Consider the following 12,317-nt stretch of genomic DNA (forward strand, 5'->3'; position numbering starts at 1 on the left):
GTCGAATGCGCATGGCACGGTGACCGGTGCTGCCGGTGGTGTGCTGCTGCGTCCGTTCGCTCGGCTGATCGCCAAGGAGGGTGACTCGGTCACCACCTACGGCGAGCCCTGGAACATGAACTAGCACTTCGCCGAACCAACGAAATCAGCCCCCGGTCCATGACCGGGGGCTGATTTCGTCTCTACGCCTTGTCGAGCGGATTGCCTTCCGGATGGCCGGCCAACAGATCGCGGATCTCGGTGAGCAAGACCACCTCGGCGTCGGCGACCTCTTCCTTCTCCTTACGGAACTTGCTGTAGGGCAGCACGATCAGGAAGTAGACGACACCCGCGACGAGGACGAAGTTGATCATCGCCGACAACAGCACGTTGAAGTCGATGGTCTGCCCGCCGCCGATGTTGACGCGCAGGATGCCGTAATCGGAATCACCCGCGCCGATACGGCTGATCAGCGGAGTGATGATGCCTTCGGTGAACTTCGTGACCAGCGCGGTGAAGGCGGTGCCGATGACGACGGCCACCGACAGATCGATGATGTTGCCGCGGAGCAGGAACTCTTTGAAACCTTTGAGCATGCGGGGACCCTTCCAGCAGTTCGATGAGGTAATCAACCACGCAAACATTACCGAGCAGAGCCGATCACGACCTCAGTGAAGGGTGACCGTGATCTGCCTGGTCAGTGCCGTCCCGGCCACCTGGTGGGCCGCTGTCCGGGGCAAAGTCACCAGCACCACCCGGTCGGCGCCGGCCGACGGACCCGTGCCGCGCGGGGACACCAGGGTCACCACGGCGTCGGTGGCGATCACTTCGGGGCGGCTCTCCGTCCCGGCCGAGGTGCTGTCACCGGCCAGGACGTCGACCACATCACCGGGCCGGATCAGATCGACCAGCGCATCGTCGGCCAGGTGCAGCGAAACGATGCGGGCGTCCGGCCCCGCCGTGGCCTCGGCCAGACGCGAGCCGAGCAGACGCACATCGGTGAGCACCTCACCCCGGCGCGCCGGGCCGGCCAGCGTGGCGTCCTGGACGGCCGCGACGTCGGTCTGTGCGCCGTCGGGGACGGCTGCCGCCGAACGGGTCTCGACCCGGACGTCGGCGGGGGTGAGAGCGGTGCCGGGCGCCAGATCGCGCGCCGCGACGAGAACCGGACGTCGCGCGGTGTCCGGGTCGGGACGCAGCGCCGCGATGGCCGCCAGGACCACGAGCAAACCCGCCGCGATACGACGGGCAGCGACGGTCCGGGTCCACTCGGGGCGCAGGGCCTGACGTACGCGTGTCCACAGCGCAGGATTCAGTGATTCCCCCACACGGCCACGCTAGGCCGCCGATGAGGGCGTGCACAGCCCGCGTCGGCGGGCCTGTGGATAACTAGCTGGACGCGGCCGCAGCCGGTGCCGAGCTGCCCGAGCTGGAGCTCGACGATGTCGATGACGAGGTGCCGGCCCCCGACGAGGACGTGCTCGACGAATCCGACGAGGACGAGGTCGACGAGCTGTCGCTCTTGGCCGACGACGTCGTGCTGCCGCTCGTCGACTTCGAAGCATCGCGGCTGTCGTTGCGGTAGAAACCGCTGCCCTTGAACACCACTCCGACCTTGCCGAACAGCTTGCGCAGGCGGCCGGAGCACTTGGGGCAGGTGGTCAACGCATCATCGCTGAACGCCTGTACGGCATCGAAGCGGTTGTCGCATTCGGTACACGCATAGGAATAGGTAGGCACGAAAACCTCCGAGACAGTCAAAACTTTCTAGCACTCTAGCGGTCCAAGTGCTAGAACCGCTATGTGGGTCAGGTCATTCCCGGCTCGGCAGCGCCACCACGCCCCGCTCCGGGGTGAGCGCGTGCGTCATCGGCACGTCATGGGGTTCGGCGGGCACCTCGTCGACCAGTTCTTCATCGCGCACCACCGCGATCAGCTGAGCATGCGGATCGGCCAGCGGCAGCGCCCGATCGTAGAAACCCGCGCCGCGGCCGAGTCGGGCCCCGCGCCGGTCGACCGCCAGCGCGGGCACCAACACCACCGTCGCGGTCCTGATCGCCTCGGGTTCCCGCCACGGCGGCGCCGGTTCGCGCAGACCGAACGGCGCCGCGACCAGCCGGCCGGGCAGGTACTCGCCCCACTGCATCGGCTCTCCGTTGCGGGCGACCGGCAGCAGCACCCGCACTCCGGCGTGGATGAGCGCGTCGAGCATCCCCACCGAACCGGGTTCCGCCCCCATCGGTACGTAGCCGCACACCGTGTCGCCGGGCCGGGCGCGCGACGACAGGTAGGAGATCAGATGAGTTTGCAGAGCCGCGGACTCGGCCCGCTTCTGCTGCGCGGTTACTGCGCGGCGAGCCGCGAGGATTCGCATCCGGAGCGCGGGTTTTGTCAGGATTGCCACGATTGCGCCGCTATCCCTTCGCCTTCGATCGCGCGGGCATTAGTGTGTCAACGATGACACAGGCACAGGTCAAGATTCCGCGGACGGCCGTCGTACCCGCGGCTGGTCTGGGGACGCGTTTCCTCCCGGCCACCAAGACGGTTCCCAAAGAATTGCTGCCGGTGGTGGACACCCCGGGGATCGAGCTGGTGGCCGCCGAAGCTGCCGAGGCCGGAGCCGAACGACTGGTGATCATCACCTCCGAGGGCAAGGACGGTGTCGTCGCGCATTTCGTCGAGGACCTGATCCTGGAGGGCACGCTGGAAGCCCGCGGCAAGCACGTGATGCTGGAAAAGGTCCGTCGTGCGCCGGCCTTGATCAAGGTCGAGTCGGTGGTGCAGGCCGAACCGCTCGGGCTGGGCCACGCCGTCGGGTGCGTCGAGCACAAGCTGCTGCCCGACGAGGACGCCATCGCGGTGCTGCTGCCCGATGATCTGGTGCTGCCGACCGGGGTGCTGGAGACGATGTCGAAGGTGCGGGCCAAGCGCGGTGGCTCGGTGCTGTGCGCCATCGAGGTACCCGAGGACGAGATCAGCGCCTACGGTGTCTTCGACGTCGAGGTGGTGCCCGACGCGGCCAATCCGAACGTGCTGCGGGTCAAGGGCATGGTGGAGAAACCCAAGGCCGAGGACGCACCGTCGCTGTTCGCCGCCGCCGGACGCTATGTTCTGGACCGGGCCATCTTCGACGCGCTGCGGCGGGTCGACCGCGGTGTCGGGGGCGAGATCCAGCTCACCGATGCGATCGCGTTGTTGATCGAGGAGGGTCATCCGGTGCATGTGGTGGTGCACCGCGGGTCCCGACACGACTTGGGAAATCCCGGCGGGTACCTCAAGGCTGCGGTTGACTTTGCGTTGGAACGCGACGACTACGGACCGGAGCTGCGGCGCTGGTTGGTCGAGCGATTGGACCTGGTCGAGAAATAGCGACTGCGCGGCCGGTCCTGGACAGGAGAAAGGCGTGCCGTGCGTTCGGTTGAGGAGCAGCAAGCTCGAGTAGGGGCTGCTGCGGTGGCGCCCCGGCCGGTACGGGTGGCGATCGCCGAATCACAGGGCCTGATGTGTGCCGAAGAGGTGGTCACCGAGCGGCCCCTGCCGGGCTTCGATCAGGCTGCCATCGACGGGTACGCCGTCCGCAGCGTCGATGTGGTCGCGGTCGGCGGTACCGACGACGACGGCGTGAGCCGCGAGGTGAGCCTCCCGGTGGTCGGGCACGTGGATGCCGGTGCCCGGACTCCGAGCAGGTTGCAGCCGCGCCAAGCCGCCCGGGTGCAGACCGGTGCGCCGATGCCGACCTTGGCCGATGCGGTGTTGCCGCTGCGCTGGACCGACGGCGGCCAGTCGCGGGTGCGGGTGCTGCGCGGGGTGCGCTCGGGTGCCTATGTGCGCCGGACCGGCGACGATGTCCAGCCGGGTGATGTGGCGGTGCGTGCGGGCACGATCATCGGCGCCGCTCAGGTGGGTCTGCTGGCCGCGGTCGGCCGCGACCGGGTGCTGGTGCATCCGCGCCCCCGGATGTCGGTGCTCTCGGTGGGCGGCGAACTGGTCGACGTGTCGCGGACGCCGGGCAACGGGCAGGTCTACGACGTCAACTCCTATGCCCTGGCCGCGGCCGGGCGTGATGCCGGTGCCGAGGTGAATCGGGTCGGGATCGTCAGCGCCGACCCGGGGGAGCTGCGCGAGGTCGTCGAGGGGCAGATCAGCAGGTCCGAGGTGGTGGTCATCGCCGGTGCGGTGGGCGGGGCGGCCGCGGAATCGGTCCGCTCGGTGCTCTCCGGGCTGGGGGAGATGGAAGTGGTGCGGGTGGCCATGCACCCCGGTTCAGTGCAGGGCTTCGGCCAACTCGGGCGCGACGGCGTACCGGTGTTCCTGCTGCCGGCCAATCCGGTGAGCGCCCTGGTGGTCTTCGAGGTGATGGTGCGTCCACTGATCCGGATGTCGCTGGGCAAGCGGCAGCCGATGCGCCGGGTGATTCAGGCCAGGACCTTGGCGCCGATCAGTTCGGTGGCCGGGCGCAAGGGGTACCTGCGTGGGCAGTTGATGCGGGATCAGGACACCGGTGAGTATCTGGTGCAGGCCCTCGGTGGCACGCCGGGCGCGTCCTCGCATCTGTTGGCCACCCTGGCCGAGGCGAACTGTCTGGTGATCGTGCCGAGCGAAGCCGAGCAGATCCGCACCGGTGAGGTCGTCGACGTTGCGTTCCTCGCACAGCGCGGCTGACACCGGGTGAACCGCTGGCGTACGAGTGCTGTCCATCCCGGATGGCCGCTACCCGTAGGGCCCATCCGGGTGCGGGCCGGCCTGGTGAGCCTGCGCCCCATCCGGCTGCGCGACGGCGCCCAGTGGAGCCGCCTGCGCCTGTCCGACCGTGCTCACCTGGAACCGTGGGAGCCCAGTGCTGAGGTGAGCTGGGAAGTGCGCCATGCCCTTTCGTCGTGGCCTGCGGTGTGTTCGGGACTGCGCGGGGAGGCCCGCAAAGGTCGCATGCTGCCCTATGTCATCGAACTCGACGGGCAGTTCGCCGGGCAGATCACCATCGGCAACGTGACGCACGGCGCGCTGCGCTCGGCGTGGATCGGGTACTGGGTGGCCAAGGAGTTCACCGGCGCCGGGGTGGCGACGGCGGCCCTGGCGCTGGGGCTGGATCACGCCTTCGGCCCGGTGATGCTGCACCGGGTGGAGGCGACGGTGCGGCCGGAGAACGCACCCAGCCGCGCGGTACTGGCCAGGGCCGGTTTCCGTGAGGAGGGCCTGTTGCGGCGCTATCTCGATGTGGACGGGGCATGGCGGGACCATCTGCTGGTGGCGATCACCGTCGAAGAGGTGCAGGGTTCGGTGGCCGCCCAGCTGGTCCGCAGCGGCCGGGCCAGTTGGACCTAACCAACGTCCGCCCAAATGATCACACGGGCGGAGAAGTGCGAGTGAAATCCGACATTTCGTCGACTTCGGCGACGCGCTGTGTGGCAAATGTGACGCGTGTGACTGATGGTGCTTGTATCCAGCGAATTACAGGTGTGTAATTGTGTCGGCGCGCCGCGGACGGATGCGCTGGTCACAGACCTAGCCTGAAGGGGAAAGGAAAGGCGTCATGCCAAGCATCCCCCAATCTCTGTTGTGGATCTCCCTCGTCGTGCTCTGGCTCTTTGTTCTGGTGCCGATGTTGGTGAGTAAACGCGACACCGTCCGCCGCACCAGCGATGTCGCCTTGGCGACGCGGGTGCTCAACACGGGCCGCAACGCGCGCCTGCGGCGGCGCGGCCGCCCGGCCGGGGGGCACCACAGCGACCCCGAATGGCAACCGGCCGAGGACGAGTACGTCGGCGACCTGGACGACGCGGACGACCTGGAAGACGACCGCGCCGAGCAGCCCGCGCGCCGCGCGGTCGTGCTGGCCGCGGCGACGCCGGAAGTTGCCGAGCCGGACTATCTGGACGTGGACATCGTCGATGAGGACTCCGGCGCCCTGCCGATCGGGAAGTCGTTCGGCAAAGACGAGCCCGAAACTGAGGAATTGCCCTTGGATTTCGGTGACTCCGTCGCCGAGCCTGTGGCTGAGCCGGTGGCCGCCGAGACGGTGGACGAATCCGTCGCCGAGGCAGCTGAGGGCACGGAGGCCGCTGAGGAGGCCGCTGAGGATGACGTCGAGGACGACTCGGCCGACGATCTGTCCGACGGCGCCGAGGACGACTACGAGTACATCGACGACACGTCGGGACTGGAAGCGGAAGCCGAAACCGGGGCCGACTCCCTGTCGGCGGCGCGCCGCAACCGCTTCGAGTCGAAGACCGCCCAGGCGGTCAGCGCCCGCAAGTACACCTTCCGCAAGCGCGTGCTGTCAGTCATGGCCGTGCTCCTGGTGGGGACCGCGGTGCTCCCGTTCCTGCTCGGCCCGAGCGCGTGGTGGCTGTGCGGCACGGTCGGCGCGGTGACCGTGCTGTATCTGGCCTACCTGCGCCGCCAGACCCGCATCGAGGAGCAGCTGCGCCGCCGGCGGGCGCACCGGATGATGCGGTCGCGGTTGGGCGTGGAGAACACCACCGACCAGGAGTACGACGTCGTGCCGGCCCGGCTGCGCCGTCCCGGTGCGGCGGTCCTGGAGATCGACGACGAGGACCCGATCTTCGAGCATCTGGAGTACACCAGAGCCGCCCGGAGCTGGGATCTGCCCCGCGCGGCGGGGCAATGATCGCTCGCTAGCGGCCGGTTTCAGCCGTCGCCGGTGTTCCTGGTAACGTGCTACCGGCACAAGGGGCTATAGCGCAGTTGGTAGCGCGTCTCGTTCGCATCGAGAAGGTCAGGGGTTCGATTCCCCTTAGCTCCACCACTTGACCAGCAGTTTTACCGTCTCAATCGTCGTGTCAAAGTATTTGTCAAATGCTACGGTCCCAGAATGGCATCCGTTCGGGCCCGTCCACGCAAGGACGGCACCTTCACCTACGCCGCGTTGTTCACCATCGATGGCCGCCAATCGTCTCTCCCTTTCGACGACCGCAAGGCCGCCGAGGCGTTCTGCACCCTCGTCAACAACGTCGGCGCCACACGCGCTTTGGAGATCCACAACATCGAGCCAGGCCGGCGCCGCGCTGACACTCCCACCGGCCTCACGGTGGGGCAGTGGCTCACGCGGCACATCGACCACCTCACCGGGGTGGAGCAAAAAACGATCGACGACTATCGCCGCTACGTCCGCCGCGACCTACCGATGCTCGCCGATATCCCCCTGGCCGCGCTGACGGAGGAGGATGTCGCGCTGTGGGTGAAGCATCTCGAATCCACCGGCGGACGCGGCGGTAGGGGCAACTCGCCTAAAAGCATCGCGAACAAGCACGGGTTCCTCAGTGGTGCGCTGTCCGCTGCCGTCCCGAAGCACATCCCCGCGAATCCCGCCGCCGGCCGCCGACTACCTCGCGCCGCGACGGACGTCGATGACGAGATGCGAATGCTGTCTCGGGACGAGTTTGAACTGCTGGTCGAATCAACCACCGAGTACTGGCGACCGCTGATGGAATTCCTCGTCGTGACGGGCTGCCGTTGGGGCGAGGCTTCAGCGTTGAAGCCCACCGATGTCGATCGCCGGGCCGGCACGGTGCGGATCCGGCGGGCATGGAAGTACTCCAGCACCAAGGGGTACGAGATTGGGCCGCCGAAGACGAAGCGGTCGCGCCGCATCATCAACGTGGATTCGTCGGTGCTCGACCAACTTGACTACTCAGGGGAGTGGCTGTTCACAAACTCTGGCCGCGGCGCGCGGAATGCGGGTGGGCCGGTTAGGTATTCGAATTTCCGGGCCAACGTCTGGGATAAGGCTGTTGCCCGTGCTGGACTCGATCCGGCACCGACACCTCACGACCTGAGGCACACGTGTGCATCGTGGATGTTGAACGGAGGTATCCCGCCAGCGGTCGTTTCCCGCCACCTGGGTCACGAGAGCATTCAGGTGACGGTCGACATCTACGGCGAAGTCGACCGGACCAGCTCCCGCGCGGCGGCCGACTTTATGGCCGGAATGTTGCGCGACCCGGAGAATTCGTGACTTACGCCATCGTCGGATGGCGTCAATTGCACGGGTGACGCGGTGGGGTTTCCCAGCGTCGAGGCCTGCAAACTTTGCTGGTGGTAACCCTCAACTGCGGCCGTACCTGCTTGCGCGGCGTGCGCCGATCGGTGAGTAGCGAACGCCACGCTGGGATTGGGGTCAAAAACAAGTACAGGCAACGAAGCCCCCCCCCCGCTGTTTAGCGATGAGCGCTAACTCGAGTGAATTGGCTGGTAAGTAACGGGATCATCACGGGTCTTTGCATGTGCAACTACCGTTGGTTTCCAGGTGTGGATTACATGAATGTTATTTGCTACAGCCCTGGTCATTCGACGGGAATTTGTCACACAGGTCACCTACAGTTTCCTCACGGTTCGGAGTCGAGCCGCGAGCAGGAGGAACCAATGTCAGTGGCACGCAATCAATCCGATGGTCCTCCGGGGGCATTTGACCATACGGTCACTGACGCGATGGCACAGATATTTGGCGACGAAGGTATCGATGGGTTGGATTCGCACGTTCGCTGGCTCTTCGAACAGATGCTCAGCCACCTTCGGTCAGACGACTTCACCACCAGAGAGATCCTCTCCACTGTCGCCCTCTGGGCGCCGGTCCACTCTCGGGTCCTGCGATCCCTCGATGTCCGAGAGAGGCCGTCCGCCACGATTCTTCAGCTGCTCCGAGACTGAGTCTGTTGCTAGCTGGTGGGCCCGGCGATGCAGTCTGCCGATGACGTGTTCCTCGTGGGCTGCAGATGCATTTTCGCGGACGACTGCGATCAGCGTAGTTAGCTCACCATGGTGGGTGATCGTGATCTGATGGTCGCTGCGAGGATCGATGGATAGACCGGCCAGTTCCAGGCTTCTATGCAGCTGATCGCGAGCGTCGTTGTCGTCTACGGCCTCGATGCTCGCGCCCTGGAACAGTTTGTCTGGTTCCGATAGCTCACACCGGATGACGATGTAGAGCTGGGCCTCCTCGGTTTCCGGCGCTTCAGCCGATGCATCCGATTGCGAGGTCGGATCAACAGGTACGGCATGGAATTCTCCTCGTTCCTCAACGATGCTCTTGATCAATCGGTCGAGAGCGCGGCGCTGAGGACCGGTGAGATGCACCGATTCCTTCGTTGGTTCGTAGGGGCCGAGTGGAGCAGTCGTGCCCCACGCAGCTTCCTGCAATTTGGACTCGGACAGCTGCGGCACCACTTTGGCCAGCTTCGCGAGTGATTCGCGAGTCGGTCGTCCGTGGTTACCGGCCCAGTACCCCGCGAGAGTTCCGTATCGGAGGTCGATGCCTTTCTCTGCAGCCATGTCGGCCGCTTGTCGGGCGGTAACGGGCTGACTGTTCAGCAGGTCGCTCAGTGCGCTCACGGTTTCAGACACTCCCACGCTTGGCGCTTGTTCGAATAGGCGGAGTGTAACCGCAGGGGTTTCAAACTACAGCCGTGCAACTCCCTGAAATGCACAGTATGGGCCGCTGCATCACTTGCGATATGTAACCCTTCGAGGTTACGATCGCTTGGTGCTTGACCAAGCGATCGGGAAGGGGTTACGGTGAACATGCTCCAGCAGGCGGCTATCGATCCGGGGAGGCTTTGGGTGCAGCTCATATCCAAGGAGGCATTCCGGCAGTTCGTCGACTTCAAGCGGCATAGCAACTCGTCACTCGCGGAGGCGGCGTCGGAGATCCTTCGAGAGGAGGGGTACGGCATCAAATGCTCGGAGTCCACCGTGGCCTTCCTCCGGTCAAAGAAGAAGTCGGCCCGCAATACTTGCCGACCAGAGACTGCGCGCGCCATCGAGAAAGCTCTTGGTGCGCCACCAGGGTCTCTTTTTGCGGTCAAGGTGATTGGTGCTTCGCCAAGCGAAAAGCGAACGGCGTAAAAAGAAGCCCCCACCCGGCCAGGGGTGAGGGCCACCGACAACCGAGAAAGGATCGGAATGTCTGGGACTAATGGTAGATCAAGGCTCAATTTGAGCGCTGCCGTGCATCCGTTGCAGTCGATTGTAGACGAGGGTTTGGCGCCATCTGTTCGGTGGCTGGCTGATGGGATTAAGTCCGGCCGTATCCCGGGCCGGATGATCGGCCGGTATCACCGCAATTGGGTGATGACCGATGCTGACCGTGACGAGTTCCTGACGGCGTCTCGCCCGGCGAAACCGGTTCAACCGGAGCGCACATCGGATCCGAGCTTCGTCGCTGCCGGATTGACAGTCCGCGGTGCACGACGACTGCGGAGTGCCTCCGCATGAGCGCCATGTCGGATCTGGATATCGACCTCCAGATAACCCTCGCAGAGGACGGTGCCGACCTCGGGTTCGAGCCCGAGGAATTCCTCGGCCTCCCCACGTGCGAAACCTGCGGGCAGATCATCTGGTCCAGCAACGGAATCTGGACCCACAAGGGCACGAACAGCCTCTTCTGCGGTGACGGCAGCTACTCCATAGACTCCGCGTGGCCGGCCAGCGACAATGCCGAACGGCCCTCGCCCGGGTACGCCTTCGAGTACGCCATCCAGTTCGCTGATGACGGCACCTTTCACACCGGCTACGACGACTACCGCGGTGAATTCGTGCCGACATGGACCGACTTCACGGAAGCCAAGCACGAGTACTTCCGCGTCAAGTCTTGTGGCTTGGTCCCGCACGACGAGCACCTCCGCTCCGCGCAGCTGGTCCGCCGCGAAGTCCCAGCCTGGACACCCGTCACACACCAGGGATACCCGGTGTATCAGCCTCCGGTCGTCGTCGAATGACCGGCATCCCTGATCCCGGCGGCGTGTCCGGCACCTTCGCCGCACTGGAGCGTCACCCGAGCGACGACTGCTTTATGTCGTTCGCATTTGGTGACCACATCGTGCGCGTACTCACCGATGCGGACGACCCGTGGTTCGTTTTGGCGGACATCTGCCGCGCGCTGGATATCGCCAATGCCGGCAATGTCGCGGCCCGTCTTCGAGACTCAGGAGCTGGTGTCCGCCAGGCGGATATCAGGTCCGGAGGCCAGGTCCGCAGCGTCACTGCTGTAGATGAGTCCGGCCTCTACGAGGTCATCATCCGCTCGGACAAGCCGGATGCGCGCAAGTTCCGCCGCTGGGTCACGGCCGAGGTTCTGCCGGCGATTCGTAAAACCGGTTCCTACTCCCGGTACCCCGCGCACCCAACGGCATTGCCTTCCAAGAAAGAACTCGCTCAATGGGTCGTTGAGGCTGAGGAACGCGCAGAAGTGGCGGAGGCGCGCGCCGCTGAGTTAGAGCCGTCCGCTGTCGCGTGGAACCGTCTGCACGAGCTGGGCGCCGACTTCGAGGTGGCTGACGCCGCGAAGATCTTGTCGCGCGATCCGAACATCGAGATCGGCCGGAACCGCCTGTACGAATTCATGCACGAGCTCGACTGGGTTTTCCGTGGCCGCCACAACGTGTGGAAGGCCTACCAGGACCAGGTCGACCTCGGTCGAATCAAGATGCGGCCCGGTGGCAAGTACATCCATGAGAAGTCCGGTGAACGGCGCGTTGGCGACCCGGCGATCCTGATCACTCCCAAAGGTCTCGCTGAGCTGCGGCGCCAGTTGGGCGCGACCGGCCAACTCTCGCTGGTGAACGTGTCATGACCGTGGCCATCAACACCTTCGGTCTGCCGCTCGCACTTGGTGCCGCTCTGGCGTTCGTCGGGTGGCTCACCCGCCGGGTCGGCGTCGCGGTGGACTGGCGGCGCGACGAGTGGTGGCGCGCATGACCGTCGGCAAGATTCTGCGCGCTGCTGCCGTCGCGGGCGATGCCGCGATCGCCACCCTGTGTCCGTCCTCCGCGGTCAGTCAAGCCAATTCTCTGGCCCGGTTCGAGGAGGGCTGCGAGGTGCTGGAGCCGGGCCAGCTCGCTGACCTGCGTCGCCGTGACTGCCCGCCGTGGACGATCGCCGGCTGCGTCGCGCACGGCCTGGTGACGATCGTCCGCCCCGGTGAGGGCTGCCCGAAGTGTTTCCCGCCGACCGGCGGTCAGTGAAAGAAAGAGGCCCCGGACGCCTGACAACGAACCCGGGACCTCTACCCACAACAGAAAGCGAGTTCTGAGGTGAGCACCAACATTGTATGCCCCGGCGAGACCCCGGCATTTTCTGCTGATCCGTGGCGGCAGTCGGCGTGGCCGTTCGACGTCACCGTCCGCCCCAGCCGGTACCCGATCCTGACGCGTATCGGTTCCAGTCTGGCCATGGCCGCGGTCGTCGCCGCGCCGTTCCTCTTCGGTGCCGCAATCTATTTCGCGTTCGGCGGCTACTGATGAGCCCACCCGGCCGGACGGCCACACAACGCGTCGGTGGTAGTTGGGACACCGATAGGGCGAAGCGCCGAGACGCCGCGATCA

16 protein-coding genes, 1 tRNA gene and 1 pseudogene are annotated in these 12,317 nt (G+C 65.7%); 13 read left to right on the forward strand and 5 right to left on the reverse strand.

Annotation, left to right across the window (positions count from 1 at the left end; all coding sequences use genetic code 11):
* The coding region (locus tag H7J86_RS24125; RefSeq protein WP_201029508.1) for an MspA family porin at positions 1 to 124 on the forward strand (124 nt) is incomplete at its 5' end.
* Here the strand turns inward: H7J86_RS24125 and mscL are convergent.
* The 4 genes and pseudogenes from mscL to H7J86_RS24145 all read right to left on the reverse strand — a co-directional run bounded on the left by mscL (position 121) and on the right by H7J86_RS24145 (position 2,383).
* Positions 121 to 575 (reverse strand): annotated as a pseudogene (gene mscL, locus H7J86_RS24130) (large-conductance mechanosensitive channel protein MscL). The gene H7J86_RS24125 and the pseudogene mscL overlap by 4 nt on opposite strands.
* A gap of 72 nt (positions 576 to 647) precedes the next feature.
* Positions 648 to 1,307 (reverse strand): SAF domain-containing protein, encoded by a 660-nt coding sequence (locus H7J86_RS24135; protein WP_267293943.1) that lies wholly within the window; start codon positions 1,305 to 1,307, stop codon positions 648 to 650.
* Positions 1,308 to 1,368: 61 nt separating this feature from the next.
* Positions 1,369 to 1,719, reverse strand: a complete 351-nt coding sequence (locus H7J86_RS24140; protein WP_187096819.1) for an FmdB family zinc ribbon protein — start codon at positions 1,717 to 1,719, stop codon at positions 1,369 to 1,371.
* A 73-nt stretch (positions 1,720 to 1,792) separates the two neighbouring features.
* Positions 1,793 to 2,383 carry a 5-formyltetrahydrofolate cyclo-ligase gene (locus tag H7J86_RS24145; protein WP_267293945.1) on the reverse strand — a complete coding sequence of 197 codons (591 nt, stop codon included), beginning with the start codon at positions 2,381 to 2,383 and terminating at the stop codon, positions 1,793 to 1,795.
* A gap of 53 nt (positions 2,384 to 2,436) precedes the next feature.
* Here H7J86_RS24145 and H7J86_RS24150 point away from each other — a divergent pair, with 53 nt between their 5' ends.
* The 6 genes from H7J86_RS24150 to H7J86_RS24175 all read left to right on the forward strand — a co-directional run bounded on the left by H7J86_RS24150 (position 2,437) and on the right by H7J86_RS24175 (position 7,954).
* The gene (locus H7J86_RS24150) at positions 2,437 to 3,348 is read left to right on the forward strand and encodes a UTP--glucose-1-phosphate uridylyltransferase (protein WP_090362263.1); all 912 of its coding nucleotides are present in this window, start codon (positions 2,437 to 2,439) and stop codon (positions 3,346 to 3,348) included.
* Positions 3,349 to 3,387: 39 nt separating this feature from the next.
* Positions 3,388 to 4,641 (forward strand): molybdotransferase-like divisome protein Glp, encoded by a 1,254-nt coding sequence (glp, locus tag H7J86_RS24155; protein WP_090362265.1) that lies wholly within the window; start codon positions 3,388 to 3,390, stop codon positions 4,639 to 4,641.
* Between the two features lie 6 nt (positions 4,642 to 4,647).
* Positions 4,648 to 5,301: a GNAT family N-acetyltransferase gene (locus tag H7J86_RS24160; protein WP_090362268.1), complete on the forward strand. Its 654-nt coding sequence runs from the start codon at positions 4,648 to 4,650 to the stop codon at positions 5,299 to 5,301.
* A gap of 208 nt (positions 5,302 to 5,509) precedes the next feature.
* A complete protein-coding gene (gene sepX, locus H7J86_RS24165) occupies positions 5,510 to 6,607 on the forward strand; it encodes a divisome protein SepX/GlpR (protein ID WP_267293947.1) in 1,098 nt (365 codons plus the stop codon).
* Between the two features lie 62 nt (positions 6,608 to 6,669).
* Positions 6,670 to 6,745 (forward strand) — tRNA-Ala (locus tag H7J86_RS24170).
* A gap of 66 nt (positions 6,746 to 6,811) precedes the next feature.
* Positions 6,812 to 7,954 (forward strand): tyrosine-type recombinase/integrase, encoded by a 1,143-nt coding sequence (locus H7J86_RS24175; protein WP_267293949.1) that lies wholly within the window; start codon positions 6,812 to 6,814, stop codon positions 7,952 to 7,954.
* A 560-nt stretch (positions 7,955 to 8,514) separates the two neighbouring features.
* Here the strand turns inward: H7J86_RS24175 and H7J86_RS24180 are convergent.
* Positions 8,515 to 9,327, reverse strand: a complete 813-nt coding sequence (locus tag H7J86_RS24180; RefSeq protein WP_267293951.1) for a hypothetical protein — start codon at positions 9,325 to 9,327, stop codon at positions 8,515 to 8,517.
* 183 nt (positions 9,328 to 9,510) lie between these two features.
* On the opposite strand from H7J86_RS24180, the gene H7J86_RS24185 reads away from it, so the two are divergent.
* The 6 genes from H7J86_RS24185 to H7J86_RS24210 all read left to right on the forward strand — a co-directional run bounded on the left by H7J86_RS24185 (position 9,511) and on the right by H7J86_RS24210 (position 12,233).
* Positions 9,511 to 9,840, forward strand: a complete 330-nt coding sequence (locus tag H7J86_RS24185) for a hypothetical protein (RefSeq protein ID WP_267293953.1) — start codon at positions 9,511 to 9,513, stop codon at positions 9,838 to 9,840.
* Positions 9,841 to 10,205: 365 nt separating this feature from the next.
* Complete coding sequence (locus H7J86_RS24190) at positions 10,206 to 10,712, forward strand: hypothetical protein (protein ID WP_267293955.1); 507 nt, start codon at positions 10,206 to 10,208, stop codon at positions 10,710 to 10,712.
* On the forward strand, positions 10,709 to 11,566 hold the full coding sequence (locus tag H7J86_RS24195) for a phage antirepressor KilAC domain-containing protein (protein WP_267293957.1): 858 nt from the start codon (positions 10,709 to 10,711) through the stop codon (positions 11,564 to 11,566). Before H7J86_RS24190 ends, H7J86_RS24195 begins: the two co-directional genes overlap by 4 nt.
* Positions 11,563 to 11,691: a hypothetical protein gene (locus H7J86_RS24200; protein WP_267293959.1), complete on the forward strand. Its 129-nt coding sequence runs from the start codon at positions 11,563 to 11,565 to the stop codon at positions 11,689 to 11,691. Before H7J86_RS24195 ends, H7J86_RS24200 begins: the two co-directional genes overlap by 4 nt.
* Complete coding sequence (locus H7J86_RS24205) at positions 11,688 to 11,957, forward strand: hypothetical protein (RefSeq protein ID WP_267293961.1); 270 nt, start codon at positions 11,688 to 11,690, stop codon at positions 11,955 to 11,957. The genes H7J86_RS24200 and H7J86_RS24205 overlap by 4 nt, the downstream gene beginning before the upstream one ends.
* 69 nt (positions 11,958 to 12,026) lie before the next feature.
* Positions 12,027 to 12,233: a hypothetical protein gene (locus H7J86_RS24210; RefSeq protein ID WP_267293963.1), complete on the forward strand. Its 207-nt coding sequence runs from the start codon at positions 12,027 to 12,029 to the stop codon at positions 12,231 to 12,233.
* The last annotated feature ends 84 nt before the right edge of the window (positions 12,234 to 12,317 follow it).

It is taken from the genome of Mycobacterium hackensackense (assembly GCF_025822555.1).
Taxonomy (GTDB): Bacteria; Actinomycetota; Actinomycetes; order Mycobacteriales; family Mycobacteriaceae; genus Mycobacterium; species Mycobacterium fluoranthenivorans.

Excerpts from the sequence above, each read along its gene's own strand:
- sepX (WP_267293947.1), top strand. The coding sequence starts at position 5,510 with ATGCCAAGCATCCCCCAATCTCTGTTGTGGATCTCCCTCGTCGTGCTC.
- H7J86_RS24175 (WP_267293949.1), top strand. The coding sequence starts at position 6,812 with ATGGCATCCGTTCGGGCCCGTCCACGCAAGGACGGCACCTTCACCTAC.
- H7J86_RS24205 (WP_267293961.1), top strand. The coding sequence starts at position 11,688 with ATGACCGTCGGCAAGATTCTGCGCGCTGCTGCCGTCGCGGGCGATGCC.
- H7J86_RS24150 (WP_090362263.1), top strand. The coding sequence starts at position 2,437 with ATGACACAGGCACAGGTCAAGATTCCGCGGACGGCCGTCGTACCCGCG.
- H7J86_RS24195 (WP_267293957.1), top strand. The coding sequence starts at position 10,709 with ATGACCGGCATCCCTGATCCCGGCGGCGTGTCCGGCACCTTCGCCGCA.
- H7J86_RS24200 (WP_267293959.1), top strand. The coding sequence starts at position 11,563 with ATGACCGTGGCCATCAACACCTTCGGTCTGCCGCTCGCACTTGGTGCC.
- H7J86_RS24190 (WP_267293955.1), top strand. The coding sequence starts at position 10,206 with ATGAGCGCCATGTCGGATCTGGATATCGACCTCCAGATAACCCTCGCA.